Raw genomic sequence first — 26,863 nt, 5'->3', positions numbered from 1 at the left:
GCCAGGCGAGGACGCCGGCGCGGGGCCATTCCCCCACCCCGCCCCTTCCCGAAACCGGGGCTCCGCCCCGGACCCCGCCTGGGTGCCCGGGCTTCGCCCGGCACCCCCGCTCCGCGCGGGCCGATGCCAGGGCCCGGCCCCGCGCCCGGGGCTGTGCCCCGACGCCAGCCGCCCCCGGCGGGCCGGGGGCGGGAAAGGGTCAGTGGGGGGTTTTGTGTTGGGCTGCGCGGGCTGTGAATTCTGCGTCGCGGAGGACTCGTTGGGCATTGCCCCAGGTCAGGAGGGCTACGTCCGATTCCGGCCAGCCGCGGTCCAGGAGTTCCGCGATCAGGCGCGGGTACCCCGAGGGGTCGGTCAGGCCGGTCGGGCGGGGGGTGCCGCCCTCCGTGCCGAAGGAGGCGCCGAGGCCCACGCACTGGGGGCCGGCGACCGCCCGTACGTGGTCCAGGTGGTCCGCCACCGCATGCAGCGAGTCCCCGGTACGGTCCGCGCAGAAGGTGACCATGCAGAGGCCGCCCGCCGCGCGCAGGGCGGTGAGGACCTCGTCCGGCAGGTTCTCCGGGTGGCGGGTCAGGGCCGCCGCAGCGGTGTGCGAGACGACCACCGGGGTCTTGGACGCGCTCGCGATCTGGCAGGCCACGGCCGGCGCACAGCCGGTCAGGTCCAGCAGCATCGCCAGCCGGTTCATCTCCTGTACGACCTCGTGGCCGAAGGCCGTCAGCCCCTGCTCGGCCCACGGCGCGCCGGCCGGCGCGAGGCTGCGGACGCCCAGCTGGTGGAAGGCCCGCAAGGTGCCCAGGGAGTCGGTGACGTTGGCGCCCGGCGCGGGCCCGAGGAAGGACGCGATCCGGCCCCGGTTCCGCGCGTCGGCCAGGTCGCCGGCGTTCAGCGCGAGGCTGAGGCTGTCCGGGTAGCGGTGGATCAGCGCGTGGGCGATGTCGATCTGCTCCAGCGTGTCCGACACCGTGCCTTCGCCGGGGGTGAGCAGCGACCAGAACTGGGCGCCCACTCCCCCGCCGCGCAGGCGCGGGATGTCGGTGTCCACGCCGATGTCACGGGTTTCGATGTCGTGGTACGGGCACTGGCGCAGCGTCCAGAGGAAGGTGTTGTGGCCGTCCGCCACGGGGTGTACGGCCAGCAGCGCGGTGGCCCGGTCGAGGGAGGACGGGCCGAGGGTGCCCGGGACGTCCTCGGCTCCGAGGGCGACGGGCCCGTCGTCGAAGGGGCCCGTCTGGGGTTCATCCTGCAGGTCGGCCATGGGATCGCTCCGGTCTAGGCGGCAGCTGGGACAGCAGGGACAGCAGGGATTCGTTGCCACCGTGACATGGGGGGCGGGTGGCTTCTCGGCGGGTGTGGCGTTCGGGTGACTTACTTACCCCCTGACGCCCCTGTCCTCATCCCAGTCCCGTCCCTGTCCCGCTCCCTGTCCCCGTCCCGTCTCGTCCTGTGCCGACCCGCCGCCGCCCGCAGGCTCAGCCCGCCGCCGGGATGACCGCGTTCGACGGGCCCCGGGTCGCCGACAGCTCGCGCGCCACCGCTTCCGCGTCCCGGACCGCCCGTACCGCGTTCGACCAGGTCAGCTTCGACAGGTCGGCCCGTGACCAGCCGCGGCCGAGGAGCTCCGCGACCAGGTTGGGGTAGCCGGCGACGTCGTCCAGGCCGGAGGGGGTGAAGGCGGTGCCGTCGTAGTCCCCGCCGATGCCGATGTGGTCGATGCCGGCCGTCTCGCGCATGTGGTCGAGGTGGTCGGCGACGGTGGCGGCGGTGGCCACCGGGCGCGGGCGGGACTCTTCGAAGGCCCGGTGCAGGGCCATCGCCTCGGGGGTGGTGTCGAGGTGGTGGAGGCCGTGTGCCCGCAGGTTCTCGTCGGCGGCCAGGGTCCAGTCCACGGCGGCCGGCAGGATGAACTTCGGCACGAAGGTGGCCATGGCCACGCCGCCGTTGGCGGGCAGCCGCTCCAGTACGTCGTCCGGGATGTTGCGCGGGTGGTCGCAGACCGCCCGGGCCGAGGAGTGCGAGAAGATCACCGGCGCGGCCGAGGTGTCGAGTGCGTCCCGCATGGTGGTGGCCGCCACGTGCGAGAGGTCCACCAGCATGCCGATGCGGTTCATCTCGCGGACGACCTCGCGGCCGAAGTCGGTGAGACCGCCGTGCCGCGGGGCGTCGGTCGCGGAGTCCGCCCAGTCCACGTTGTCGTTGTGGGTGAGCGTCAGATAGCGGACGCCCAGCTGGTGCAGGGCGCGCAGGGTCGCGAGCGAGTTGTTGATCGAGTGGCCGCCCTCTGCGCCCATCAGCGAGGCGATCCGGCCGGACGCCCGGGCCGCCTCCATGTCGTCGGCCGTCAGCGCCCGCACCAGGTCGGCCGGGTAACGGTCGATCAGCTGGGCGACCGCGTCGATCTGCTCCAGGGTGGCGCTGACCGCCTCGTCGCCGGCCAGTTCCGCCGTCACGTACACCGACCAGAACTGGGCGCCGACCCCGCCGGCCCGCAGCCGGGGGATGTCGGTGTGCAGGAACGCCGACTGGTCGGCGCCGATGTCCCGCCGGTCGAGGTCGTAGCGGACCTGCATGCGCAACGCCCAGGGCAGGTCGTTGTGGCCGTCGACCACCGGGTGTTCGGCGAGCAGCGCCCTGGCCTCGGCGAGGCGGTCGGTCATCCCGCCGCCACCTTGGTGCGGAGCCGCTTGCCCTTCTCGGTGGCCTGGTCGTTGAGCTCCTGCTGGAACTCGCGCATCCGGGCCATCAGCTCCGGGTCCTGGGTGGCCAGGATCCGGGCGGCCAGCAGGCCGGCGTTGCGGGCGCCGCCGACCGAGACGGTGGCGACGGGAACTCCGGCGGGCATCTGGACGATCGACAGCAGGGAGTCCATGCCGTCGAGGTACTTCAGCGGGACCGGTACGCCGATCACCGGCAGCGGGGTGACCGAGGCGAGCATGCCGGGCAGGTGGGCAGCTCCGCCCGCGCCGGCGATGATCGCCTTCAGGCCGCGCTCGGCGGCCTGCTCGCCGTACGCGATCATCTCGCGCGGCATCCGGTGGGCGGAGACGACATCGACCTCGTACGGGATCTCGAACTCGTCCAGGGCCTGGGCGGCGGCCTCCATGACCGGCCAGTCCGAGTCCGAGCCCATGACGATGCCGATGATCGGAGAGTTCATCGGAGAGTTCGCGGTGCTCATTCGGTGATCGTTCCTCGCAGGTAGCCGGCAGCGTGACGTGCGCGCTCCAGCACATCGTCCAGATCGTCGCCGTAGGTGTTGACGTGGCCGACCTTGCGACCGTGTTTCACGTCCTTGCCGTACATGTGGATCTTCAGCTGCGGGTCGTGGGCCATGCAGTGGAGGTAGGCCGCGTACATGTCGGGGTAGTCCCCGCCCAGCACGTTCGCCATGACCGTCCAGCGGGCGCGCGGGCGCGGGTCGCCCAGCGGAAGGTCCAGGACCGCCCGTACGTGGTTGGCGAACTGCGAGGTGATCGCGCCGTCCTGGGTCCAGTGGCCCGAATTGTGCGGGCGCATGGCGAGCTCGTTGACCAGGATGCGGCCGTCGGTGGTCTCGAACAGCTCCACGGCCAGGTGGCCGGTCACGTCGAGTTCGCGGGCGATCCGCAGGGCGAGCGCCTGGGCCTCGCCGGCCAGCTCCTCGGAGAGGTTCGGGGCGGGGGCGATCACCGTGTCGCAGACCCCGTCCACCTGGATGGACTCGACGACGGGATAGGCCACGGCCTGGCCGTGCGGGGAGCGGACGATGTTCGCCGCGAGCTCGCGGACGTACTCGACCTTCTCCTCCGCCAGGACCGGGACGCCCGCCTTGAAGGGGGCCTCCGCGTCCTCGGGGGAGCGCGTGAACCACACGCCCTTGCCGTCGTAGCCGCCGCGCACGGTCTTGAGGATGACGGGGAAACCGCCGACCTCTTCCGCGAAGGCGGCCACGTCCGCCGGATCGGAGACGATCCGGTGGCGGGGGCTGGGCACGCCGATCCCGTCGAGGCGGGCGCGCATCACCCCCTTGTCCTGGGCGTGCACCAATGCGGCGGGCCCCGGGCGGACGGGGATTCCGTCCGCTTCCAGGGCCCGCAGGTGCTCCGTGGGGACATGCTCGTGGTCGAAGGTGATCACGTCGCAGCCGCGCGCAAAGGCGCGCAGGGTGTCCAGGTCGCGATAGTCGCCGATGACGACGTCGCTCACCACCTGGGCCGCCGAGTCCTGCGGGCTGTCACTGAGGATCTTGAATCTGATGCCGAGGGGGATACCCGCCTCGTGGGTCATGCGGGCGAGCTGACCGCCGCCGACCATGCCGACTACCGGGAACGTCACTCCTCCAGGGTATCCGCCGGTATTCCGCCATCCGGACGGGGGCCGAGGCCGGAAGGCTTCCGGTCGCGGGCCCCGCGACGAACTCGTCACATCTGTTCCGAAAGGCGCAGACGTACCAACAGGACGACACTTAACATGGCTGGGTTGACCAGGAGTGACCTCCGGCAGGCCACCCAACAGACCACCGACAGGGGCGATTGATCGTATGAGCGCGGCGAAAGAAGCGGTTCTCGGACGGGCGCGCGGTCTCGCCCGGGAGATCGCGAAGTTCGGCGCGGTCGGCGGTCTGGGCGTCCTCGTCAACCTGGGCGTCTTCAACCTGCTCCGGCACACCACGGACCTCGCGGTGGTGCGGGCGAGCGTCATAGCCATCGCCGTCGCCATCCTCTGCAACTACGTCGGGTTCCGGTACTTCACCTACCGTGACCGCGACCGCAGCCGCCGCAAGCGCGAGCTGACCCTGTTCGTGCTGTTCAGCCTGATCGGCATGGTCATCGAGAGCGGTGTCCTGTACGCGGCGACCTACGGCTTCGGCTGGGACAGCCCGCTGCAGAGCAACATCTTCAAGTTCGTCGGCATCGGCGTCGCGACCGTCTTCCGCTTCTGGTCCTACCGGACCTGGGTGTTCCGCGCCCTGCCCGCCCCGGTGTCCACCCCGGTGGTCGGCCAGCGCGAGGGCCAGAGCACCGAGCGCGACACCCGGGTCCCCGTCGGCAGCTAGCCGACAGAGCTAGCGGACGGTCTTTTCCGGTTCTGCCCGGTCCGGCGCGGTCCGGCTCAGGAACAGTGCGAACACCGGCGGATGCGCCTGCAGCAGCTCCAGCCGCCCGCCGTCCGCCTCCGCCAGGTCACGGGCGACCGCCAGCCCGATTCCGGTGGAATTGCGCCCGCTGATGGCCCGCTCGAAGATCCGGTTGCCCAGGTCGGCGGGGACTCCCGGTCCCTCGTCGGTGACCTCGATGACCGCCTGGTTGCCGGTCACCCGGGTCCGCAGGGCGACCGTGCCGCCACCGTGCATCAGGGAGTTCTCCACCAGCGCGGCCAGCACCTGCGCCACCGCCCCGGGGGTGCCCACCGCCCGCATGCCCGGCTTCCCCGAGCTGACCAGGGCCCGCCCGGCACTGCGGTAGGCCGGCCGCCACTCCTCCAGCTGCTGCTTGACGACCTCGTCCAGGTCGAAGGCGACGGCGGAGCCGGTCCGCGGGTCCCGGGAGTTCGTCAGCAGCCGCTCCACCACATCGGTGAGCCGCTCCACCTGGGCGAGGGCGATGGACGCCTCCTCCCGTACGGTCTCCAGGTCCTCGGTGACCGTGATCTCCTCCAGCCGCATGGACAGCGCGGTCAGCGGGGTGCGGAGCTGGTGCGAGGCATCCGCGGCGAGCCGGCGTTCCGCGGTCAGCATCCGCCCGATCCGCTCGTTGCTGGCGTCCAGGACATCGGCGACCCGGTCCAGCTCGGGCACCCCGTACCGCCGGTGCCGGGGGCGCGGGTCGCCGGAGCCGAGCCGCTCGGCCGTCTCCGCGAGGTCGGTCAGCGGGGACGCCAGCCGGTTGGCCTGGCGTACGGCGAGCAGTACGGCCGCCACGACGGCCAGCAGCGCGACCGCGCCGACCACCGCCAGGGTCCGGCCGACCTCGCGGGTCACGGTGGAGCGGGGCACCTCGACGGTCACCGTCTCGCCCTGGTTGCCGGGGGCGCTGCCCCTGATCACCCCGCCGTCGATCGGCGCTCCGAGCACCACGTCGGGCTGCCCGGGGACCTGGATGCGGGCGTAGCGCCCGGGATCCAGGCGGTCGGCGAGCGCGTCCGCATCGATCGGCTCGCGCTCCTGGACCTGGGACTCGACGATGCCGACCAGGCGGAGGGCCTCGGATTCCACGCTCTCCTGGGCACTGTTGGTGATCGTCCGGGTTTCCACGATCACCAGGGAGACCCCGAACACGGCGATCACGACGAGCACCACGGCAAGCGTGGAGTTGATCAGGCGGCGGCGCACAGGGGGTGCCTAGCTCTTTTCGAAGCGGAAACCGACCCCGCGCACGGTGGCGATGTACCGCGGGTTGGCGGCGTCGTCGCCCAGCTTCTTGCGGAGCCAGGAGATGTGCATGTCGAGGGTCTTGGTGGAGGACCACCAGGTGGTGTCCCAGACCTCGCGCATCAGCTGGTCGCGGGTGACCACCCGGCCGGCGTCCCGGACCAGGACGCGCAGCAGGTCGAATTCCTTGGCGGTGAGCTGGAGCTCCTCCTCCCCCATCCAGGCGCGGTGCGACTCGACGTCGATCCGCACGCCGTGGGTGGCGGGGGGCTGGGCGGGCTCGGCGGCGCCGCGCCGGAGCAGGGCCCGGACGCGGGCCAGCAGCTCGGCGAGCCGGAAGGGCTTGGTGACGTAGTCGTCGGCGCCGGCGTCCAGCCCGACGACCGTGTCGACCTCGTCGGCGCGGGCCGTGAGGACCAGGATCGGGAAGCCGTGCCCCTCGGCGCGCAGTCGCCGGGCCACCTCCAGGCCGTCCATGCCGGGCAGACCGAGGTCGAGCACGACCAGGTCGACGCCGCCCTGCAGTCCCGCGTCCAGCGCGGTGGGTCCGTCCTCGCGGACCTCGACCTCGTACCCCTCCCGGCGCAGGGCGCGGGCCAGGGGTTCCGAGATGGATGCGTCGTCCTCGGCGAGCAGTACACGCGTCATGTGGGTGATGGTAATGCGCGGCAGCCTCGAGCTGGGGCGGGCCGAACGGCACCCGTGGATCCGGTGTTATGAACTACTAACCGCCTTCGAATATGGTCAAACGGTTCCGCGGAATCCTGTGATCCATATCTCAAGTCCTTCCATATCCGACACTGTCGTGTCGTATGGTGTCGAGACACCTGATGAGCTATCTCGGGGATCTTTGTGCCGAAAAATGGCCGAAGGCCCCCTCCCCGGGCGCCGATTCGCTCACGAAGCGCGGCGTCCCGAGCAAGCAAGGATCGACCATGGCTTCCAGCCTGACGAAGGACTCGGCCAGTACCGGCGAGAAGACCTTCCTCGGCCACCCCAGCGGCCTCGCCTTCCTCTTCATGACCGAGATGTGGGAGCGCTACAGCTTCTACGGCATGCGCGCCCTGCTCGTGCTCTACCTGGCCACCAACGTGGCCGACGGTGGACTCGGCATGAACGACGCGACCGCAGTCGCGATCTACTCCGTCTACAACGCGATGGTCTACCTGCTCGCCCTCCCGGGCGGCTGGCTCGGCGACCGCGTGTGGGGTGCCCGCAAGGCCGTGGCCGTCGCGGGTGTCGTCATCATGACGGGCCACTTCCTGCTGGCGGTGCCCTCGTCCATCTCGTTCTTCATCGGTCTGGCGCTGATCGCGGCCGGTTCCGGTGTGCTGAAGGCCAACATCTCCACGATGGTCGGCCAGCTGTACCGGGACAAGAACGACCCGCGCCGTGACGGCGGCTTCACGATCTTCTACATGGGCATCAACCTCGGTGCCTTCTTCGCCCCGCTGACCATCGGCTGGGTCGGCCAGGAGGTCAACTGGCACCTCGGCTTCGCCATGGCCGGTATCGGCATGGCGCTGGGCCTGATCTTCTACTTCTTCGGCTTCCGCCACCTGAACCCGGTCTCCAACACGGTTCCGGACCCGCTGAGCGCCGAGCAGAAGTCCGCGGTCATCAAGAAGGGTCTGATCTGGCTCGGTGTCGCCGCCGCCGCGTACACGATCATCGGCCTGGCCGGCATCTTCACGATCAACTACGCCCTGTGGCCGCTGACCGTCCTCGGCCTGGTGCTCCCGGCCTGGGTGCTGCTGCGGATCAAGCGCGACAGTGACCTGAGCACCGTCGAGCGGTCCCGGATGTCGGCGTACGTGTGGTTCTTCGTCGCCGCCGCGATCTTCTGGGCGATCTACGACCAGACCGGCTCGACCCTGGCCCTGTTCGCCAAGGACAGCACCGAGAGCACGCTGTTCGGGTTCAGCTTCCCGGAGAGCTGGTTCCAGTCGCTCAACCCGCTGTTCGTGATGGCGCTGGCGCCGCTCTTCGCCTGGGCCTGGGTGGCCATGGCGCGCCGCCAGAAGGAGCCGAGCACCCTGGCGAAGTTCTCCTTCGCGCTGGTGATGATCGGCATGTCCTTCGGCGTCATGATGATGGCCCAGGGTGTGGCCGCGGACGGCAAGGTCAGCCCGATGTGGCTGGTCTCGGTCTACTTCATCCAGACCGTCGGCGAGCTGTGCCTGTCCCCGGTCGGCCTGTCGCTGACCACCAAGCTGGCCCCGCAGAAGTACGCCTCGCAGATGATGGGCGTGTTCTTCCTGGCGGTCACCGCCGGTGACTCGACCATTGCACTGCTCCAGCTGATCGGCGTGCCGACCGACACCCAGGGCTGGTTCGCCAGCCAGGGCGCGCTCGCCGCGCTCGCGGGCATCGCGATCTACATGTACCGCAAGAAGGTCCAGCCGCTCATGGGTGGCGTGCACTGATGCGCTGACGCGCTGATGTGGGGAAGGGCCCGGCACACCTGTGGGTGTGCCGGGCCCTTCCGTATGCGCGGAGCGTCAGCGGGTGCCGCGCAGGCGGCGCCACGGGGTGAAGGTGAAGACCGCGCCGCCGAGCAGGATGACGGTGCCGGCGACCAGGGCGAGCGCCTTGATACCGCCCTCGTCCTCGGCGCCGGTGTCGGCGAGGCCACCACCGGTGGTGGTGTTGCCGGTGGTGGTGCTGCCGGTGGTGGAGGGGCTGCCGGAGCCGCCCTGCTGGGCGGTGGCGTCCAGTTCCAGGGAGACGCCGGTGCTGAGCGCCTTGCAGGGGACGGTGAGCGGCTGGCTGCCCGCGACCATGGTGACGTCGATCGACATGTCGGCCGGGCTCAGCGTGACCTTGCCGGTCTTGCCGGGCTTGTAGGTGCCGGTCATATCGCTCAGGCTGACCCCGCCCTGGGCGGGGATGGGCTCGGCGTTGGCGGGTCCGGTGACCTTGACGGTGCCGCTGTCGGCGCCGCCGAGCTTGATGTTCATCGAGGGCTTCAGGGCGCCCTTGGGCAGCGCCACCGGGGCCTTCATGGCGTCCTTGGCCGTTTTGACCGTGAGGTCGAAGCTGCCGCCGTTCTTCTTGGCGTTGACCGTGACCGGGGTGGTGATGCCGCCCGGGACGGTCTCGCCGCAGTCGAACTTCACGTCGACCGGCTTGCCCGGGAAGTCGGTCTGACCCCCGCCGCCACCGGTGCCGCCGTTGGTCGTGCCGCCATTGGTGGTGCCGCCGCTCGTGGTGCCGCCGTTGGTCGTACCTCCGTTGGTGGTCCCGCCGTTCGTCGTACCGCCATTGCCCGAGCCGCCGCCGACCTTGATGGTGGCTCCGGCCTTCACGGTCTCCTTGGGCGCGCACTTGGTCTCGGTCTTCATGATCTGGTGGACCGTGATCACGTACTTGTCGGGCGTGAGCGTGATGTCGCCGGCCTTCTCGATCTTGAGCTTGCCGGTCATGGTGGACAGCTTCATCTCGCCGCCCTTGGGGATGGGCGGGTTCTCCCGCGGCCCCTGCATCTTGACCACGCCGGACTGCGCGCCGCCCACCTTGAGGTCGCCGCTGGGCTCGACCATGTTCTTTTCCAGGTCGATCACGTTCGGGTTCTTTGACGCCGCCTTGACGGTCTTCCAGGTGACGTCGACGGTGTCCCCGACCTTGGCCGTCGCCGGAGCCGTGATCTCCACGGTCGTCTCGCCCTGGATCGCCGGCAGCCCGGAGATCGCCGGCGGAATGCACTCCGTCTTGAATGTCACCGAGGCGGCCTGGGCGGGACTCGCCGCCAGCAGGATCCCCGCCCCGCCGAGCATCAACGCGACCCCGGCCGCGCTCATCCTCCGTTGGGTTCTCACGGATGTCCCTTCGTTGTCGGATGGTCTTCTGACGGTGCGGATGGTGGTGCTGGTGCTGTTCCCGGTGCGCTGTCCGGGGTGAACCACGGCAGTACGGCCGTGGTGGTCTGCGGGGGCTCGGCCGGCTCCGGCCTGCGGATGGCCGGGATGCGCGGCAGCCGGGCGGTGACCGCCGCGGCTGCGGCAGCCGCCTCGGGCAGCCGGGCGGCGACCCCGCGGTGCCGGCCGCCGCCGGCGGCCCCGGCGTCCGTACGGGGGCGGATCCGGTCCACCACCGCCATGCCGGTCCGGAAGACGGCGGCCGGGATCACCACGCACAGCAGGCCCCAGAAGAGGAGCACGCCGTACGGTCGGCCGACGCCCCAGGGCTGCGCGGCCAGCACCTTGTCGCCGTACTTGAGGGAGACCGTGTAGTCGCCGTGCGCGCCCGCCGAGAGGGCCACCGGCAGCTCGATCCGAGCCTTCTGGCCGGCCGCGATGGTGCCCTTCCACTGCTGTTCCTCCCACAGCGGGGCGAACACGCCGTGGGCGGTGCCGATCTGGAAGACCGGGTCCTTGACCGGGGCGGAGCCGAGGTTGCCGACGGTCACGGTGAACTTCCGGCTGGGCGGGGCCCCGAACCAGGTCAGCACCCCGTCGTCGCCCTTGAGCTGGACACCGGTGAGCACCGCGAGACGGGCCTGGCCGGACTCCGTGGGCAGCTCGGCGACCGGGTGGTCGGTGATCTTGAGCGGCAGGGCAAGGGTGGACTGGTCCCCGTTGACGGAGGTCACGTTGACCACGCAGGGGCAGGGCTTGGGCGGCGCCACGACGGCCAGGGCCTTGCGGAAGCCGCCGTCGGCGCCGACCGAGGCGGCCTGGCCGGCGTCGTTGGCGCAGCTGTTGGTTCCGCCGATCATGTTCTGCCCGCAGAGCAGCAGCATGACCACGGTTCCGGCCGGCCAGCCGCGCCCGGTCACGGTCACCTCGGTGCCTTTGGCCGCCTCCTTGAGGGACAGGTCCGCGGTCGGTTTGCCCTCGGCGGCGGGTGCGGCCCAGGCCGGGCCGGCCGCGAGCACGCCGCCGATCAGCAGCCCGGCCACCCAGGCGGCGCCGGCCCGCCGCAGTCGGCTCGGCCGCGGGGCGCGTGGATGGAGCAGCCGGTGGAGCAGGGCCGCGAGGAGCGGGGCGGGGCGGGGCCGGATCGCGGCGGTCAACTGGAGGCTCCCGTCAGCTCGGGTTCCCGTACGGATGGTCCGGCTGCCTCCGACGCGGCGGCCGGCGGGGTGCGGCGGGTGCGGAGCATGAGGCGGGCGGTGAATGCGGTGGCGCCGAGCACCAGCAGGCCGACGCCCGTCCAGGCGGCCACCGGCCATGGCACGAAGCGCGCCGAGGCCGACGCGGTGGCGCGGGCCCCGCCGGGCGCGGTGACGGTGAGCGTGAGGTCCGCCGCGTCCAGCACCGGCGCCCCGGGCCAGGGCTCGGTCAGCGTCACCCGCTGGCCGGGCAGCAGTTCCACCGGCAGCCGGTGCGCCGGCCGGCCCGGCAGCTCGCCGAACAACCCGTCCGCCTGCAGGGAGAGTTCCGGGGTCAGTGCCACGTTCCCGCGGTTGACAAGTGCGTAGCTCACCACGGCCGCCGCGCCCCGGCCGGCCACCGACACGTCCTCGACGGTGAGCGCGGCCAGGGCGGGACCGCTGACCCGCAGGTGGACCCGTACGCCCACCTCGTGCCCGCCCTCGGCGGCGACCAGGGCGACCGGGTGGTCGCCGGGCACCGCGTCGGCCGGGAGGGTGACGGTGAAGGGGACCACGGCCCGGTTGCGTGGCGGGATCCTGACCGTGGCGTGGGCGCCGAAGCTGACCCAGGGGCCTGCCGCGGCCGACTCCTTGGCCGGGCGTACGGCGAAGGCTCCGTCCGCCGTGTTGTAGGCGTCGGCACCGCGCAGGGTGACGGTGCGTTCCCGGTCGGTGGGGTTGGCGAGGGCCAGCCGGTCCTCCAGCACGGTGCCGGGGGTTCCTTCCAGGTAGAAGAACGGGCGGGCGCCGGGCGCGCCGCCCGGCCGGGCCGCGGGCTCGGCCGTCCAGCCAGGCTCGGCTGCGCGGGCGGCCGAGGTCCCCGACAGCAGCAGCACGGACAGCAGTACGAGGGCGAGGGTCAGGGCGAGGGTGGGGGTGAGGGGCGGCGCGGGGAACCGGGCCGCCCCGCTGCGGTGGCGCGCACGCACGGGGCCGGGAACCTTCAGGACCGGGCCGACCGGGCCCGCTGGCCGCGCCGGGTCAGCCAGAGCACCCCGGCGGCGCCGGAGAGCAGGACGGTGCCGCCGAGGGTGCCGAGGGCGAGGGCCGAGTCGGTGGGTCCGGTCTGGGGCAGTGTGCCGCTCGCGGTGCCGGCGGAGGCCGCGGGGTTCTCCTTGCCGCCGCCCGCCGCGGTCACCTCCAGTTCCAGCGAGGGCTTCGGGTCGTTGCCGGGCGTACAGGTGGTGACCGTGCCCATGGCCTTGATGGTGAGCACACCGGCGGTGAAGGTGACCTTGCCGCTCTTCTTGGGCGTGTAGGTGCCCGACAGGTCCGTGATCTTGATGGGGGTGTTGGCGGGCGCGGCCTCGGGGTTGGGCGGACCCGAGACCGGCACGGCGGCCTCCTCCGCGCCCTTGACCTGGATCAGCGCGCTGGGACTCATCGCGCCCTTGCCGAGCTCGATGGGGCTGGAGGAGACGCCCTTCTGGAAGGACATGGTCAGCTTGACGGCCTCGCCGTCCTTGACCGCCTTGATGTCGATCGGCGAGACCGCCGACTTGTCGCCGATGGGGGTCTTGCAGTCGTACTTGACGTCGACGACATCGGCGTGGGCGGCCGGGGCCGCCAGCAGCAGGGCCGGCCCGGCCAGCGCGGCGGCGAGCAGGAGCGTGGTGGAGCGCTTCCGGTGGGACACCTTCGTCTTCCCCTCGAACCACAAGTTACTGACGACACATCAGATTGGTGGCTCAAGGTACGCCCGGGGCCTTACGGAGGGAAGACAACGGACAGCCCCGGATTGACCGTCCGTCAGTGAACCTGCCGGCCGTGCTGCCAGACTGCCGACACCAGCGGAACACCGGGCCGGTAGGCCAGGTGGACATGGCTCGGGGCGTCCAGCAGCGCCAGATCCGCGCGGGCCCCCGGGGTGAGGACGCCGATGTCGGTACGGCGCAGCGCCCGGGCGCCGCCCGCGGTGGCGGACCACAGCGCCTCGTCCGGGGTCATGCCCATGTCCCGGACCGCGAGGGCGATACAGAAGGGCATCGAACTCGTGTAGGAGGAGCCGGGGTTGCAGTCGGTGGACAGCGCGACGGTGGCACCCGCGGCGAGCAGCCGGCGGGCATCCGGCCACTGGGCGCGGGTGGAGAACTCGGCGCCGGGCAGCAGGGTGGCCACGGTCTCGGAGTTGGCCAGGGCGTCGACGTCCGCGTCGGTGAGGTGGGTGCAGTGGTCGGCGGAGGCCGCGCCGAGCTCGACGGCGAGCTGCACGCCCGGGCCGTAAGAGAGCTGGTTGGCGTGGACGCGGGGGATCAGCCCGGCGGCGGCGCCGGCGGTGAGGATGGCGCGGGCCTGGTCCCCGTCGAAGGCGCCCTTCTCGCAGAACACGTCCACCCAGCGGGCGTACGGGGCGCAGGCGGTCAGCATCTCGCCGGTGACGAGGTCGACGTAGGCCGCCGGGTCCTCGGCGTAGTCGGGGGAGACGATGTGGGCGCCGAGGTAGGTGACCTCTTCGGTGTGGGCGGCGGCGATGCGCAGGGCGCGGGCCTCGTCCTCGACGGTGAGGCCGTAGCCGGACTTGGTCTCGAAGGTGGTGGTGCCCTGGCGGCGGGCCTCGTGGAGGTGGCGCACCAGGTTGGCTTCGAGTTCGGCGTCGGTGGCGGCGCGGGTGGCGGCGACGGTGGTGCGGATGCCGCCGGCGGAGTAGCTGCGGCCGGACATACGGGCGTTGAACTCGGCGGTGCGGTCGCCCGCGAAGACGAGGTGGGAGTGGGAGTCGACGAAGCCGGGGATGGCGGCGCGGCCATGGGCGTCGTACGTGGTGTCTGCCGCCGGGGCCTGGGCGGTGGGGCCGACCCACGCGACCCGGTCGCCCTCGATGACGACGGTCGCGTCCTCGATGAGGCCGAGGGGGGTGCCGTCGCCTAGGGCGGGGTCGTTGGTGACGAGGCTGCCGATGTTGGTGATGGCGGTGGTGGTCATGGTTCCTCGCGGTGGTCGGGGGGTGGTTGTCCCCCACCCCGCCCCTTCCCGAAACTGGGGGCAAGCCCCCAGACCCCCGTACGTGCGCTGCGCGCATTTCCAGCCTCGCCGGCGTTTGAGGCGCGGGGTCTGGGGCGGAGCCCCAGTTTCGGGAAGGGGCGGGGTGGGGGAAAGCTCGCCGCAGGCGGCGCGGTCAGCCGCGGAGCGCGGCGATGGAGTCGGTCAGGGCGGTGGCCACGTCCGGGACCAGCGTGTGGTGGCCGTCGCGGACCACGTGGCGGCCGGACACCACCGTGTGGCGAACGTCCGAAACCGTGGCGGCGAAGACGGCCGTCTCGGCGCCCAGCCGCGGCAGCGGCCCCGCCGTGCGGACGGTGTCCAGCGCGATCGTCGTGAAGTCGGCCAGCGCACCCGCCTCCAGGCGGCCCGCGTCCGGCCGCCCTAGGGCAGCGTGCCCGTCGGCGGTGGCCGCCGCGAGCAGGGCGTTCGCCGTCCAGTGGCCGCGAGTACGGCTGCGGAGCCGCTCGTTCAGTTCCATCGCGCGAGCCTCCTCCAGCAGGTCGATGACGGCATGGCTGTCGCTGCCCAGCGACAGCGGGCTGCCCGCGCGCTGGAGGCGGGTGGCCGGGCCAATGCCGTCGGCGAGGTCGCGTTCCGTGGTGGGGCACATGCAGGTGCCGGTGGTGGTGCCGCCGAGCAGGGCGATGTCCCCATCCGTCAGGTGGGTGTTGTGCACGCCGGTGGTGCGCGGGCCGAGCACCCCGTGGTCGGCGAGCAGCTGCGTCGGGGTGCGCCCGTGGGCAGCCTGGCAGGCCTCGTTCTCGGCAGTCTGCTCCGAGAGGTGGACATGCAGCGGGGCCTGCCGTTCCTCGGCCCAGCGGGCCACGGTGGCCAACTGGCCGGCCGGAACCGCCCGCACGGAGTGGACGGCCGCGCCGATCAGGGCGTGCTCGCGGGGCTTGAGGGCGGCGGCCCGCTCGGCCCAGGCCTCGGCGGTGCCGTCGGAGAAGCGCAGCTGGTGGGCGCTGGGGGCCTCGCCGAAGCCCGCCGACAGGTACGCGGTGTCGAGGAGGGTGATCCGGATGCCGGCCTCCGCCGCGGCCTCGATGAGGGCCTCGCCCATCGCGTTCGGGTCGGCGTACGGGGTGCCGCCGGGCGCGTGGTGGACGTAGTGGAACTCGCCGACGTTGGTGATGCCGGCCAGCGCCATCTCCGCGTACACGGCCCGGGCCAGCGCGAAGTAGGTGTCCGGGGTGAGGTTCTGGGCGACCCGGTACATCACCTCGCGCCAGGTCCAGAACGTGCCGGAGCCGACCTGGACGGTGCCGCGCAGGGCCCGGTGGAAGGCATGGCTGTGCGCATTGGCCAGGCCGGGGATGGTCAGGCCGCGTAGGACCTCCGCGCCGGGGGGCGGGGTCGCCACCCCCGTGCGGAGGGCGGCGATCCGCCCCTCCGCGTCGACCTCCAGGGCGACGCCCGGCTCGACGTGTGTGCCGAGCCAGGCGTGCTCCAGCCAAAAAGTCTTCACCTGCACGCGAGACCTTCCAGTACGTCGGCGAGGGCGAGGACTCCGGCGACGCAGTCGTCCTCGGCGGCGAACTCCGCCGGCGAGTGGGAGACGCCGGTGGGGTTCCGTACGAACAGCATCGCGGTCGGGATCGATCCGGAGAGGATTCCGGCGTCGTGTCCCGCGCCCGTCCCGAGCACCGGCACGGCCCCGCCGAGGATCCGGTTGAGCTCGTCCCGCAGGGCGTGCTCGAACTCGACCACCGGGGTGAAGGACTCCCGGACGATCCGCAGGTCGATCCCGTCCTGCTCGGCGCGCTCCCGGGCCGCCTTCTCGACGGCCGTGACGACCGTGTCGAGGGTGGCCTGGTCGGCGGCCCTGGAGTCGAGCCAGCCGCGCACCAGGGAGGGGATGGCGTTGACCCCGTTGGGCTCCACGGCCACCTTGCCGAAGGTGGCGACGGCCCCGGCGAGGGCCGCCTCCCGGCGGGCGGCCAGCACCGTCTCCGCGTACGTGAGCATCGGGTCGCGGCGGTCCACCAGGCGGGTGGTGCCGGCGTGGTTGGCCTCGCCGTGGAAGTCGAACCGCCAGCGGCCGTGCGGCCAGATCGCGGAGGCGATGCCGACCCGGTCGCCGGACAGGTCCAGCGCGCGGCCCTGTTCGACGTGGAGTTCGACGAACGCGCCGATCCGGGCGAGGCGTTCGGGGTCGGCGCCGATGGTGTCGGGGTCGTACCCGGCCTGCTCCATGGCCCGGGGCATGCTGATGCCGTCCGCGTCGCGCAGTTCGTACGCCTGCTCCTTGGTCAGCCGGCCGGCGGTGAGCCGGGAGCCGACGCAGGCGAGGCCGAACCGGGCGCCTTCCTCGTCACCGAAGTTGGTGATGGCCAGCGGCCTGGTGAACTCCGCACCCCTGGCGCGGAGTTCGTCCAGGGCCGCGAAGGAGGACACCACTCCGAGCGGTCCGTCGAAGGCGCCGCCGTCCGGGACCGAGTCCAGGTGCGAGCCGGTGACGACGGCGTCCCCGGCGAGGGGGTCGCCGAGCCAGGCCCACTGGTTGCCGTTCCGGTCGGTTTCGTAACTCAGCCCGCGCGCCTCGGCCTGCGCCCGGAACCAGGCCCGGCAGTCGGTGTCGGCCCCGGTCCAGGCGTAGCGGCGGTAGCCGCCGGACTCGGCGTTGCGGCCCAGCGGTGCGAGCTCGGCCCACATCTGGTGGAAGGTCACGCGAGGTCGCCCTCACGCATGGGGACGCGGACACCGCGCTCGTCCGCGACCGACTCGGCGATGTCGTAGCCGGCGTCGACGTGCCGGATGACGCCCATGCCGGGGTCGTTGGTGAGCACGCGGCGGATCTTCTCACCGGCCAGCGGGGTGCCGTCGGCGACCGTGACCTGGCCGGCGTGGATGGAGCGGCCCATGCCGACGCCGCCGCCGTGGTGGATGGAGACCCAGGAGGCGCCGGAGGCGACGTTGACCATGGCGTTGAGCAGCGGCCAGTCGGCGATGGCGTCGGAGCCGTCGAGCATGGCCTCGGTCTCGCGGTACGGGGAGGCCACCGAGCCGCAGTCGAGGTGGTCGCGGCCGATGACCAGCGGCGCGGCGAGGGTGCCGTCGGCCACCATCTCGTTGAAGCGCTCGCCGGCCTTGTCGCGCTCGCCGTAGCCGAGCCAGCAGATGCGGGCGGGCAGGCCCTGGAAGTGGACGCGCTCGCCGGCCATCTTGATCCAGCGGTGCAGGGACTCGTTCTCCGGGAAGAGTTCGAGCATCGCCTTGTCGGTCTTGTGGATGTCCGAGGCCTCGCCGGACAGGGCGGCCCAGCGGAAGGGGCCCTTGCCCTCGCAGAAGAGGGGGCGGATGTAGGCGGGGACGAAGCCGGGGAAGGCGAAGGCGCGGTCGTAGCCGGCCAGCTGGGCCTCGCCGCGGATGGAGTTGCCGTAGTCGAAGACCTCGGAGCCGGCGTCCATGAAGCCGACCATGGCCTCGACGTGCTTGGCCATGGACTCGCGGGCGCGGGTGGTGAAGCCGGCCGGGTCCTTGGCCGCGTACGAGGCCATGTCGTCGAAGTCGACGCCGACGGGGAGGTAGGAGAGCGGGTCGTGGGCGGAGGTCTGGTCCGTCACGATGTCGATCGGGGCGCCCTCGGCGAGCATCTGCGGGAGCAGTTCGGCGGCGTTGCCGAGCAGGCCGATGGAGAGCGGCTTGCGGGCGTCGCGGGCCTCGACGGCCAGCCGGAGCGCGTGGGCGAGGTTGTCGGCCTTCACGTCCAGGTAGCGGTGCTCGATGCGGCGCTCGATGGCGCGCGGGTCGACGTCGATGCAGATGGCGACGCCGTCGTTCATGGTCACGGCGAGCGGCTGGGCGCCGCCCATGCCGCCGAGGCCGGCGGTGAGGGTGATGGTGCCGGCCAAGGTGCCGTTGAACTTCTTGGCAGCGACGGCGGCAAAGGTCTCGTAGGTGCCCTGGAGGATGCCCTGGGTGCCGATGTAGATCCAGGAGCCGGCGGTCATCTGGCCGTACATGGTCAGGCCGAGGTGCTCCAGGCGGCGGAACTCCTCCCAGTTGGCCCAGTCGCCGACGAGGTTGGAGTTGGCGAGCAGGACGCGGGGGGCCCACTCGTGGGTCTGCATCACGCCGACCGGGCGGCCGGACTGGACGAGCATCGTCTCGTCCTGCTTGAGGGTCTGCAGGGTGCGGACCATGGCGTCGAAGGAGCGCCAGTCGCGGGCGGCCTTGCCGGTGCCGCCGTAGACGACGAGCTTGTCGGGGTGCTCGGCGACCTCGGGGTCGAGGTTGTTCTGGAGCATCCGCAGGGCGGCCTCCTGCTGCCATCCCAGGGTGCTGAGCTCGGTACCTCGCGCGGCACGTACGGGGCGGGGTCCTGACATGGCGGTGCCTCCTCCGATGTTGGTCAATCCATTCACATCCTGACTCCCTGAATAGATTCAGTCAACAGCTGCGGCCCGACCCGCCGGATGGTTGGCTGGCATCCATGGCTGCTGACCTGATTCCCGGCACGTCTCCCGGTCCCGCTGGCCGCCGCGATCTGGCCGTACGGGCTGCCGTGGCGCAAGGCCTGATCGGCGGCACGGAGGACACAAACGCCCCGGGCGGAAGCCGGCTCGTCTGCCTGCTGGACGTGGCCGGGATCCGCGCCTCGGCCGCCGCCCTGCAGACCGCCTTCGCCCGGGCCCTGCCGGCCGGCACCCCGGTGCTGCACGCCTTCGCCGTCAAGGCAGCGCCCCTGGTGCCCGTACTGGCCCTGCTGGCGGACGCCGGCCTGGGCTGCGAGGTGGCCAGCCCGGGCGAGCTGGCGCTGGCCCGGGCGGCGGGGGTCCCGGCGGAGCGGACCGTACTGGACTCCCCCGCCAAAACCCCGGCCGAGCTCCGCGAGGCCCTGGCTCTCGGGATCGCCGTCAACATCGACAACCGCCAGGAGCTGGAGCGCCTGGACGCGCTGGTCGGCTCTGGGCCTGGCGGCCCCCGCAGCCCGCTGGGGCTGCGCATCAACACCCAGACCGGCGCGGGCTCGATCGGCTCGACCTCCACCGCCACCGCCACCTCGAAGTTCGGGATCCCACTGCGGGACGAAGGGGCCCGCGCCTGGCTGGTGCGGGCCTGCCTCGACCGGCCGTGGCTGACCCGGCTGCACACCCATGCGGGCTCGCAGGGCGTACCGCCGGCGCGGATGGCGGAGGGCGTACGGGAACTGCACGCGCTGGCCGAGGAGATCAACGCGGCGGCCGGCCGACGGCAGATCGACACCCTCGACATCGGCGGCGGCCTGCCGGTGAACTTCGCCTCGGACGACGAGACCCCGACGTACGCGGAGTACGTGGCGGAGCTCCGGGCCGCCGTGCCGGGGCTGTTCTCCGGGCGGTACGGGCTGGTCACCGAGTTCGGCCGGGCGCTGCTGGCCAAGAACGGGCTGGTCCTGGCCATGGTGGAGTACACGAAGACCAGCGGCGGGCGGCCGATCGCCCTCACCCACGCGGGGGTCCAGGTGGCCACCCGCACGGTGTACGCACCGGGTTCCTGGCCGGTCCGGATCCTGCCGTATGACGCGAAGGGCAGCCCGCTCACCGGCGAGCCGGTGGCTCAGGACATCGCCGGGCCGGCCTGCTTCTCGGGCGACCTGCTGGCGGAGAACCGGCCCCTCCCGAGGCTGTCGCCGGGCGATTTGATCGGCGTACCGGACACGGGGGCGTACTTCTTCACCGCCCACTACGGCTACAACAGCCTGCCAAGGCCGCCGGTGTACGGCTTCACGGTGACGGACGGGGTCCACTTCACCCTGGCCCGCCCAGCCCAGACCATCTCCGCCCTCCTCTCTGAAGCAGGCACCACCCACCGCACGGCCCTCCTCTAGGCCATGGCCCGGCCGGGCGGAGCAAGGCCGCGCCACGCCGAGCCGGACCAGGCCAGACCAGAGGCCGGGGCCGGGGGCCGGGCCCGACCAGACCAGACCGGGCCGGAGGCCGGGGCCGGGCCGGGCCGAGCCGGGCCGAGCCGCGCCGAAGGCCGGGCCGGGGCCCGGCTCGGGCGAGTCCGGGCCGGACCAGGCCAGACCGGACCGGGCTAGGCCGGGGACCAGGCCAGGCCTGGGCCGGGCCAGACCGAACCGGACCGGACCCGACCGGACCGGGCCAAGCCGGACCAGTTCAGGCCAGACCGGTCCAGACCGGGCCAAGCCAGGCCGAGCCGGGGGTCGGACCAGGCCGGAGGCCGGGGCCGGGGGCCGGGGCCGGGCCGGACCGGGCCGAGCCGGGCCGGGGGCCCGGGCCGGGTTAGTCGACGAAGAGGCTGCGGGCTGCGGCCTTGGTGTCGAAGGCTTCCAGTCTGGCCTGGGCGTCCGGGAGGGCGTCCGCCATGGCTTCCAGCAGCACCCGGCCCAGCAGCATCGGTGCGCATGCCGTGTCGAAGGCCAGGCCGGTGCCCACCGGGGCCGGGATCAGCAGGTCGGAGTGCCCCGCCACCGGCGCGAACGCGGAGTCCGCGACGGTGACCACCGTCAGCCCGGCGGAACGCGCGTACTCCAGCGCCTCCAGCACCTCCCGCGGATGCCGCGGCAGCGCAAAGCACAGCAGCGCCGAGGCCCCCGCCGCGACGGCCGCGTCGATCCGGTCGGCCAGCATCGAGCCGCTCTCGTCGAGCAGCCGTACGTCCGGATGCACCTTCCCCGCGAAGTACGCGAACCCCCGCGCCTGCGAGGAGGCGGCCCGCAGCCCCAGCACCGGCAGCGGCACCGACCCGGCCAGCAGCCGGCCCGCCTCCTCCACCGGCCGGGGATCGGCCAGCATCGCGGCGAGGTGCCGCAGGTTGTCGATCTCGGCGTGCACGGCCTGCTGGTACGCGTTGTACTCCGCGTCCTCCCCCACCTCGGGCCGCTCCGCCGCCGGCGCCACCTCGCGCAGGTACTTGCGCAGGGCCGGGTACCCGTCGAACCCGAGGGCCACGGCGAACCGGGTCACCGAGGGCTGGCTGACCCCGGCCAGCTCCGCGAGCTCCACGCTCGACAGGAACGGCACGTCCGCCGCCCCCCGCACCATGCAGTGCGCGATCCGGCGCTGGGTCGGCGTCAGCCGGTGCCCCTCGAACAGCTTCTGCAGCCTCGCAGCCGGGCTGTCGCTCATCCCGTCCCACCCTCCGTCCAAGCCTATTCACTCACCATGCACTCTGCATGCAGCTATGCAGGACGGCAAGCCGCGACCGGGGCGCGAGACGGGGCGAGACGGGCCGCGAGACGGGGGCTAGCACCAGTGCAATGCCCGGCCGGGCGTTCCTAGGGTGTCGACATGGAAGCCCACGCCCAAGAGCTGAAGAAGGAACTCGACGCCACGCTCAAGGCCCGGCGGGAACTGGGGCCCGAGTACGAGGCGGCGCTCGTCGACTCGTTCGTCGAGAAGGTCGACACCCAGGTGCGGCGGCGGCTGGCGGAACAGCGCCTGGCCGCCGAGCGCGAGGGGCGCGCGCCGGGCGCTGCCGCCGCCTCCGGCGAGGGGAACTTCGGCGAACGGTTCGGCTTCGCCATCATCACGCTGGTGCTGGCGATCCCGCTCTCCGCGATCGGGGCGGCGCATGCGGGGCTGGACGGGCTGCTGGTGTCCTGGGGCGGCATCGTGGGCGTGAGCTTCATCCACGCGGCCCGGTCGGGCCGCTTCCGCCGCCACTCCCCCGACTCCCCCTAACCCTGCGCACGCGAATCAGCGGGGACCGCCGCACCCCCGGGCGTCAGCCCGGGGGGCGGGACGACGGCGGTCCCCGCTGAGGACACGGGCCGGGTCAGGGCCGGTTGTCCGCGTCCATGGCGTTCGCGCGGTCCGGGAGCCGCTCCGGAGGTACGCAACGCCGTTCGGTGGCGCCGGCCCGCCCCCGGGATCCGGGGGCCTGCCGACATCCACCACTGTGCCGGAGCCGTGTTAAGCCGGTGCTGCCACCACATGTCGCGCCCGTGCCATTTCCCGGCCAAGCCGGAAAAGCGGGCCCAGACCAGGCGCGCCATGCGGGCCAAGCCGCGCCGGGCCAGGCCAGGCGCGCCGGCCCGGTCCTGGCAGGCCGAGCCGGGCGGGCCCAAGGCCGCGCCACACCGGGCCGGACCGCGCCGCGCGCATCAGGTCAGGCCAGGCGGCCCAGGCGGGCCGGTCCGGGCCAGCCGAGCCAGGCGGGCCGAGCCGGGCCGCGCCGAGCCCCGTCGCACCGGGCCGGCCTAGGCCGTGGCCTACTTTGCGTCGCGGGCCAGGAAGGCCAGGAGGTCCTGGCGGCTTACCACGCCCGTGGGCTTGCCCTCGACCAGGACGATGGCCGCGTCCGCGGCCCCCAGCACCTTCATCAGGTCGCCCACCGGCTCCCCGGAGCCGACCTGCGGCAGCGGCGCGCTCATGTGCTTCTCCAGCGGGTCCGACAGCGACGCCCGCTGCGTGAACAGCGCGTCCAGCAGCTCGCGCTCCACCACCGAGCCGATGACCTCCGCGGCCATGACGTCCGGGTGGCCGGCGCCCGGCTTGACGATCGGCATCTGCGAGACGCCGTACTCCCGCAGCACCTCGATCGCCTGGCCGACCGTCTCCTCCGGGTGCATGTGCACCAGCGACGGCATCGTGCCCTGCTTGTCGGCGAGGACCTCGCCGATGCGCGCCGCCGGGCCCGCCTCCTCGAGGAATCCGTGGCCGGCCATCCACTCGTCGCTGAAGATCTTGCTCAGGTAGCCGCGACCGCTGTCCGGGAGCAGGACGACGACCACGTCGTCCGGGCCGAGGCCCTCCGCCGCGCGCAGGGCGGCGACCACGGCCATGCCGCAGGAGCCGCCGACCAGCAGGCCCTCCTCCTTCGCCAGCCGCCGGGTCATCTGGAAGGAGTCCTTGTCGGACACCGCGATGATCTCGTCGGTGACGTTCGGGTCGTAGGCGGTCGGCCAGAAGTCCTCACCAACGCCCTCCACGAGGTACGGGCGGCCCGAGCCGCCGGAGTAGACCGAGCCCTCCGGGTCGGCGCCGATGACCTTGACCTTCCCGCCGCTGACCTCCTTCAGGTAGTTGCCGGTGCCGGAGATGGTGCCGCCGGTGCCGACGCCCGCCACGAAGTGGGTGATCTTCCCGTCCGTCTGCTCCCAGAGCTCGGGGCCGGTGGTCTCGTAGTGCGAACGGGGGTTGTTCGGGTTGCTGTACTGGTCGGGCTTCCAGGCGCCGGGCGTCTCACGGACCAGGCGGTCGGACACGTTGTAGTACGAGTCCGGGTGCTCGGGGTCGACGGCGGTCGGGCAGACCACCACGTCGGCGCCGTACGCACGCAGCACATTGATCTTGTCGAGTGAAACCTTGTCCGGACATACGAAGATGCACTTGTAGCCCTTCTGCTGGGCCACGATGGCGAGTCCTACACCCGTGTTGCCGCTCGTCGGCTCCACGATGGTGCCACCGGGCTTGAGGGCTCCGCTCTGCTCGGCGGCCTCGATCATCCGTACGGCGATCCGGTCCTTCACGGATCCGCCCGGATTGAAGTACTCCACCTTGGCCAGGACGGTGGCCTGGAGGCCTTCGGTCACACGGTTGAGCTTCACCAGCGGGGTGTTGCCGACGAGGCTGATCATCGAGTCGTGGAATTGCACCATGTTCTCCAAGGACGGGACTCCACGGGTTCTCCGGGAGGTGCCGCCAGAGTAAGCCGAAAGGGATTGGCCGAGCGTCGTTAACGGGCAGGAACGGGACAGGCAGTCCGGCACCCGTCCGGCAGCGACGAGGAGGTGGCTCGAAGGGTGTCCAGAGCGAGGACGGCCCGCCGGATCGCGGCGGGGGCGGCATACGGCGGGGGCGGGCTGGGCCTGCTCGGGGCCGCGGCGGTCGGAGTGTTCCTGGCGGAGGTCCAGCTGGCGAAGCGGACCGTGGGGACGGGCCAGGGGAATCCGCCCAGGGCGGACGGGCTGTACGGCTCGGAGTTCGGCGGGCCGGAGCTGAGCCCGGGGCCACTGCGGCTGGCCATGCTGGGCGACTCGACGGCGGCCGGGCTGGGGGTGCGGCGGGCCCGGCAGACCCCGGCGGCCCTGATGGCGTCCGGGCTGGCGGCGGTGGCGGAGCGGCCGGTGCAGCTGCGCAATGTGGCGTTGTCCGGGGCCATGTCCGACGACCTGGACCGTCAGGTCTCACTGCTGCTGGACGGGGACGGGCCGCCGCCCGACGTCTGCGTGATCATGATCGGCGCCAATGACGTGACCCGGCGGATGCCGCCGACCCAGTCGGTACGGCTGCTCACCTCGGCGGTCCGCCGGCTGCGGCTGGCCGGCTCCGAGGTCGTCGTCGGCACCTGCCCCGACCTGGGCACCATCGAGCCGGTGTACCAGCCGCTGCGGTGGCTGGCCCGCCGGGTGTCCCGGCAGCTGGCGGCAGCACAGACCATCGGGGTGGTCGCGCACGGCGGGCGTACGGTGTCCATGGGAGACCTGCTGGGCCCCGAGTTCGCGGCGAACCCGCGGGAGATGTTCGGGCCGGACTCCTACCACCCCTCGGCGGAGGGGTACGCGACCGCGGCGATGGCGGTGCTGCCCACGCTGTGCGCGGCGCTCGGGGTCTGGCCCGAGTCGGACCGGCTGGATGTCTCGCGGGACGAGGACCTGCTGCCGGTGGCCAAGGCGGCGTCCGCGGCGGCCGGGCAGGCGGGCACGGAGGTCACGGGCACCACGACCACCACGGCGCGCGCGCCCTGGGCCCTCCTCAAGCACCGGCGCCGGCGGCAGCTGCCGGCAGCCGCGGCGGAGGCGGAGGCGGACCCGGAAGCGGGGCCCGGCCCGGGCGAGAGCCAGGGCGAGAGCCAGGGCCAGGGCCCGGCCTCCGGAACGGGCGCCGGCACGGGTGCGGAAACGGCCTGCGGGGTCCCCGGTCGCCTGAAAACCTGAAAACCCGAAAAAGGGGCCCTCGTCACACCGCCGAGCCGGTGACCTCGACCGTACGGGGCGGTAACTTCGCATGCGGTCCCGCAACGACGCACCCCTTGGAGTCCCGATGCCCGAAGCCGTCATCGTTTCCACCGCCCGCTCCCCGATCGGGCGCGCCGGCAAGGGGTCGCTCAAGGACGTCCGCCCGGACGACCTGACCGCGACGATCATCCAGGCCGCCCTGGCCAAGATCCCCGAGCTGGACCCGCGCCAGATCGACGACCTGATGCTCGGCTGCGGCCTTCCCGGTGGCGAGCAGGGTCACAACCTGGCCCGCATCGTCGCGGTGCAGATGGGCATGGACTACCTGCCGGGCACCACGATCACCCGCTACTGCTCCTCCTCGCTCCAGACCTCCCGCATGGCGCTGCACGCCATCAAGGCCGGCGAGGGCGACGTCTTCATCTCCGCGGGCGTCGAGACGGTCTCCCGGTTCGCGAAGGGCTCCTCGGACGGCCTGCCGGACACGCACAACCCGCTCTTCGGCGATGCGGAGGCCCGTACGGCCGCCGTCGCGCAGAGCGAGGGCTCCTCCTGGCAGGACCCGCGCACGGACGGCCTGATTCCGGACGCCTACATCTCGATGGGGCAGACCGCGGAGAACCTGGCCCGCCTGAAGGGCGTGACCCGCCAGGACATGGACGAGTTCGGCGTGCGCTCGCAGAACCTCGCCGAAGAGGCCATCAAGAACGGCTTCTGGGCCCGCGAGATCACCCCGGTCACCACCCCGGACGGCACGGTCGTGTCGACGGACGACGGCCCGCGCGCCGGCGTGACCCTGGAGGGCGTGCAGGGCCTCAAGCCCGTCTTCCGCCCCGACGGCCTGGTCACGGCGGGCAACTGCTGCCCGCTGAACGACGGCGCCGCGGCGCTGGTCATCATGAGCGACACCAAGGCGCGGGAGCTGGGCCTGACCCCGCTGGCCCGGATCGTCTCCACCGGTGTGACCGCCCTGTCCCCCGAGATCATGGGCCTGGGCCCGGTCGAGGCGAGCAAGCAGGCGCTGAAGCGGGCCGGCCTGACGGTCGGCGACATCGACCTGTTCGAGATCAACGAGGCGTTCGCGGCCCAGGTCATCCCGTCCTACCGGGACCTGGAGATCCCGCTGGACAAGCTGAACGTCAACGGCGGTGCCATCGCCGTCGGTCACCCGTTCGGGATGACCGGCGCGCGGATCACCGGCACGCTGATCAACAGCCTGCAGTTCCACGACAAGCAGTTCGGCCTCGAGACGATGTGCGTCGGCGGCGGGCAGGGCATGGCCATGGTGATCGAGCGCCTGAGCTAAAGGCGCTCTCGGTGGTCGCATGGTGGACACGTCCCGGGTCTCCCAAGGGGCCCGGGAGATCGTTCCGTCTCTGCTGACACCGAATCCAATCCCGTCGCGGCCTATCTGTGACCGAATCTCCCCCAGGATGTGACCTTTATCCTGGGGGTTCGGTGTTTACCCAGGTCAGCAGGCATATGGGGGTGTCCGGAGTGACGAAAGCCCTGTCCAGTTCGTGACGTAATGCACTGCACGCCATTCCCAGGTCAGGACAAGCTGATGTAGGAAGTCGGGGGATCGAAT

22 protein-coding genes are annotated in these 26,863 nt (G+C 72.3%); 6 read left to right on the top strand and 16 right to left on the bottom strand.

The genetic code is table 11. The annotated features are described in order from the left end of the window. Positions 1 to 199 precede the first annotated feature (199 nt). The 4 genes from ABT123_RS05725 to ABT123_RS05710 form a co-directional block, all read right to left on the bottom strand. Positions 200 to 1,258, bottom strand: coding sequence for a dipeptidase (locus tag ABT123_RS05725; RefSeq protein ID WP_351310109.1), 1,059 nt, complete (start codon positions 1,256 to 1,258; stop codon positions 200 to 202). A gap of 214 nt (positions 1,259 to 1,472) precedes the next feature. Continuing rightward, entirely contained in the window at positions 1,473 to 2,657 is a 1,185-nt protein-coding gene (locus ABT123_RS05720; protein WP_351310107.1) for a dipeptidase, read from the bottom strand. Then, positions 2,654 to 3,178: a 5-(carboxyamino)imidazole ribonucleotide mutase gene (purE, locus tag ABT123_RS05715; RefSeq protein WP_351310105.1), complete on the bottom strand. Its 525-nt coding sequence runs from the start codon at positions 3,176 to 3,178 to the stop codon at positions 2,654 to 2,656. Before purE ends, ABT123_RS05720 begins: the two co-directional genes overlap by 4 nt. After that, positions 3,175 to 4,314, bottom strand: coding sequence for a 5-(carboxyamino)imidazole ribonucleotide synthase (locus ABT123_RS05710; RefSeq protein ID WP_351310103.1), 1,140 nt, complete (start codon positions 4,312 to 4,314; stop codon positions 3,175 to 3,177). Before ABT123_RS05710 ends, purE begins: the two co-directional genes overlap by 4 nt. Positions 4,315 to 4,519: 205 nt before the next feature. On the opposite strand from ABT123_RS05710, the gene ABT123_RS05705 reads away from it, so the two are divergent. After that, positions 4,520 to 5,035: a GtrA family protein gene (locus ABT123_RS05705; protein ID WP_351310101.1), complete on the top strand. Its 516-nt coding sequence runs from the start codon at positions 4,520 to 4,522 to the stop codon at positions 5,033 to 5,035. A 9-nt stretch (positions 5,036 to 5,044) separates the two neighbouring features. On the opposite strand, the gene ABT123_RS05700 is transcribed toward ABT123_RS05705, so the two are convergent. Together ABT123_RS05700 and ABT123_RS05695 are read right to left on the bottom strand one after the other, a co-directional pair. Further along, positions 5,045 to 6,310, bottom strand: coding sequence for a sensor histidine kinase (locus ABT123_RS05700; protein WP_351310099.1), 1,266 nt, complete (start codon positions 6,308 to 6,310; stop codon positions 5,045 to 5,047). Positions 6,311 to 6,319: 9 nt separating this feature from the next. Next, positions 6,320 to 6,997, bottom strand: coding sequence for a response regulator transcription factor (locus tag ABT123_RS05695; protein ID WP_283450654.1), 678 nt, complete (start codon positions 6,995 to 6,997; stop codon positions 6,320 to 6,322). Between the two features lie 287 nt (positions 6,998 to 7,284). Between ABT123_RS05695 and ABT123_RS05690 the strand changes: the two genes are divergently transcribed. After that, positions 7,285 to 8,775, top strand: a complete 1,491-nt coding sequence (locus tag ABT123_RS05690) for a peptide MFS transporter (RefSeq protein ID WP_351310097.1) — start codon at positions 7,285 to 7,287, stop codon at positions 8,773 to 8,775. A gap of 75 nt (positions 8,776 to 8,850) precedes the next feature. On the opposite strand, the gene ABT123_RS05685 is transcribed toward ABT123_RS05690, so the two are convergent. The 8 genes from ABT123_RS05685 to hutU all read right to left on the bottom strand — a co-directional run bounded on the left by ABT123_RS05685 (position 8,851) and on the right by hutU (position 18,757). After that, entirely contained in the window at positions 8,851 to 10,149 is a 1,299-nt protein-coding gene (locus ABT123_RS05685) for a hypothetical protein (RefSeq protein ID WP_351310095.1), read from the bottom strand. A gap of 14 nt (positions 10,150 to 10,163) precedes the next feature. Continuing rightward, positions 10,164 to 11,273, bottom strand: a complete 1,110-nt coding sequence (locus tag ABT123_RS05680) for a hypothetical protein (protein ID WP_502970880.1) — start codon at positions 11,271 to 11,273, stop codon at positions 10,164 to 10,166. Positions 11,274 to 11,359: 86 nt separating this feature from the next. Next, positions 11,360 to 12,373 (bottom strand): hypothetical protein, encoded by a 1,014-nt coding sequence (locus ABT123_RS05675; protein ID WP_351310093.1) that lies wholly within the window; start codon positions 12,371 to 12,373, stop codon positions 11,360 to 11,362. 14 nt (positions 12,374 to 12,387) lie between these two features. Beyond that, a complete protein-coding gene (locus tag ABT123_RS05670) occupies positions 12,388 to 13,080 on the bottom strand; it encodes an LPXTG cell wall anchor domain-containing protein (protein WP_351310091.1) in 693 nt (230 codons plus the stop codon). Between the two features lie 113 nt (positions 13,081 to 13,193). Then, positions 13,194 to 14,366, bottom strand: a complete 1,173-nt coding sequence (gene hutI, locus ABT123_RS05665) for an imidazolonepropionase (protein WP_351310089.1) — start codon at positions 14,364 to 14,366, stop codon at positions 13,194 to 13,196. Positions 14,367 to 14,559: 193 nt separating this feature from the next. After that, positions 14,560 to 15,900: a formimidoylglutamate deiminase gene (locus ABT123_RS05660; protein WP_351310087.1), complete on the bottom strand. Its 1,341-nt coding sequence runs from the start codon at positions 15,898 to 15,900 to the stop codon at positions 14,560 to 14,562. Beyond that, the gene (locus tag ABT123_RS05655; RefSeq protein WP_351310141.1) at positions 15,891 to 17,081 is read right to left on the bottom strand and encodes an allantoate amidohydrolase; all 1,191 of its coding nucleotides are present in this window, start codon (positions 17,079 to 17,081) and stop codon (positions 15,891 to 15,893) included. The genes ABT123_RS05660 and ABT123_RS05655 overlap by 10 nt, the downstream gene beginning before the upstream one ends. 11 nt (positions 17,082 to 17,092) lie before the next feature. Further along, positions 17,093 to 18,757, bottom strand: a complete 1,665-nt coding sequence (gene hutU, locus ABT123_RS05650; protein ID WP_351310086.1) for a urocanate hydratase — start codon at positions 18,755 to 18,757, stop codon at positions 17,093 to 17,095. A 104-nt stretch (positions 18,758 to 18,861) separates the two neighbouring features. Between hutU and ABT123_RS05645 the strand changes: the two genes are divergently transcribed. After that, positions 18,862 to 20,238: a type III PLP-dependent enzyme domain-containing protein gene (locus ABT123_RS05645; RefSeq protein ID WP_351310084.1), complete on the top strand. Its 1,377-nt coding sequence runs from the start codon at positions 18,862 to 18,864 to the stop codon at positions 20,236 to 20,238. A 418-nt stretch (positions 20,239 to 20,656) separates the two neighbouring features. On the opposite strand, the gene ABT123_RS05640 is transcribed toward ABT123_RS05645, so the two are convergent. Continuing rightward, the gene (locus ABT123_RS05640; protein ID WP_351310082.1) at positions 20,657 to 21,502 is read right to left on the bottom strand and encodes a MurR/RpiR family transcriptional regulator; all 846 of its coding nucleotides are present in this window, start codon (positions 21,500 to 21,502) and stop codon (positions 20,657 to 20,659) included. Positions 21,503 to 21,664: 162 nt separating this feature from the next. Between ABT123_RS05640 and ABT123_RS05635 the strand changes: the two genes are divergently transcribed. After that, positions 21,665 to 22,057 (top strand): hypothetical protein, encoded by a 393-nt coding sequence (locus tag ABT123_RS05635; protein WP_351310081.1) that lies wholly within the window; start codon positions 21,665 to 21,667, stop codon positions 22,055 to 22,057. 530 nt (positions 22,058 to 22,587) lie between these two features. On the opposite strand, the gene ABT123_RS05630 is transcribed toward ABT123_RS05635, so the two are convergent. After that, the gene (locus ABT123_RS05630; protein WP_351310140.1) at positions 22,588 to 23,973 is read right to left on the bottom strand and encodes a cystathionine beta-synthase; all 1,386 of its coding nucleotides are present in this window, start codon (positions 23,971 to 23,973) and stop codon (positions 22,588 to 22,590) included. A 147-nt stretch (positions 23,974 to 24,120) separates the two neighbouring features. Here ABT123_RS05630 and ABT123_RS05625 point away from each other — a divergent pair, with 147 nt between their 5' ends. Both ABT123_RS05625 and ABT123_RS05620 read left to right on the top strand, forming a co-directional pair. Next, positions 24,121 to 25,254: an SGNH/GDSL hydrolase family protein gene (locus ABT123_RS05625; RefSeq protein WP_351310079.1), complete on the top strand. Its 1,134-nt coding sequence runs from the start codon at positions 24,121 to 24,123 to the stop codon at positions 25,252 to 25,254. 106 nt (positions 25,255 to 25,360) lie between these two features. Continuing rightward, complete coding sequence (locus ABT123_RS05620) at positions 25,361 to 26,581, top strand: acetyl-CoA C-acetyltransferase (RefSeq protein ID WP_351310077.1); 1,221 nt, start codon at positions 25,361 to 25,363, stop codon at positions 26,579 to 26,581. Positions 26,582 to 26,863: the final 282 nt, after the last annotated feature.

The organism is Streptomyces sp. NPDC002054 (assembly GCF_040296685.1).
GTDB lineage: Bacteria > Actinomycetota > Actinomycetes > Streptomycetales > Streptomycetaceae > Streptomyces.
This window is presented reverse-complemented; position numbering and strand designations above follow the sequence as displayed.

What these genes read in the sequence shown, in the direction of transcription:
- ABT123_RS05725 (WP_351310109.1), bottom strand. Translation starts at nt 1,258, where the DNA reads ATGGCCGACCTGCAGGATGAACCCCAGACGGGCCCCTTCGACGACGGG.
- ABT123_RS05720 (WP_351310107.1), bottom strand. Translation starts at nt 2,657, where the DNA reads ATGACCGACCGCCTCGCCGAGGCCAGGGCGCTGCTCGCCGAACACCCG.
- purE (WP_351310105.1), bottom strand. Translation starts at nt 3,178, where the DNA reads ATGAGCACCGCGAACTCTCCGATGAACTCTCCGATCATCGGCATCGTC.
- ABT123_RS05705 (WP_351310101.1), top strand. Translation starts at nt 4,520, where the DNA reads ATGAGCGCGGCGAAAGAAGCGGTTCTCGGACGGGCGCGCGGTCTCGCC.
- ABT123_RS05695 (WP_283450654.1), bottom strand. Translation starts at nt 6,997, where the DNA reads ATGACGCGTGTACTGCTCGCCGAGGACGACGCATCCATCTCGGAACCC.
- ABT123_RS05690 (WP_351310097.1), top strand. Translation starts at nt 7,285, where the DNA reads ATGGCTTCCAGCCTGACGAAGGACTCGGCCAGTACCGGCGAGAAGACC.
- ABT123_RS05685 (WP_351310095.1), bottom strand. Translation starts at nt 10,149, where the DNA reads ATGAGCGCGGCCGGGGTCGCGTTGATGCTCGGCGGGGCGGGGATCCTG.
- hutI (WP_351310089.1), bottom strand. Translation starts at nt 14,366, where the DNA reads ATGACCACCACCGCCATCACCAACATCGGCAGCCTCGTCACCAACGAC.
- ABT123_RS05655 (WP_351310141.1), bottom strand. Translation starts at nt 17,081, where the DNA reads ATGTGGGCCGAGCTCGCACCGCTGGGCCGCAACGCCGAGTCCGGCGGC.
- hutU (WP_351310086.1), bottom strand. Translation starts at nt 18,757, where the DNA reads ATGTCAGGACCCCGCCCCGTACGTGCCGCGCGAGGTACCGAGCTCAGC.
- ABT123_RS05645 (WP_351310084.1), top strand. Translation starts at nt 18,862, where the DNA reads ATGGCTGCTGACCTGATTCCCGGCACGTCTCCCGGTCCCGCTGGCCGC.
- ABT123_RS05640 (WP_351310082.1), bottom strand. Translation starts at nt 21,502, where the DNA reads ATGAGCGACAGCCCGGCTGCGAGGCTGCAGAAGCTGTTCGAGGGGCAC.
- ABT123_RS05635 (WP_351310081.1), top strand. Translation starts at nt 21,665, where the DNA reads ATGGAAGCCCACGCCCAAGAGCTGAAGAAGGAACTCGACGCCACGCTC.
- ABT123_RS05620 (WP_351310077.1), top strand. Translation starts at nt 25,361, where the DNA reads ATGCCCGAAGCCGTCATCGTTTCCACCGCCCGCTCCCCGATCGGGCGC.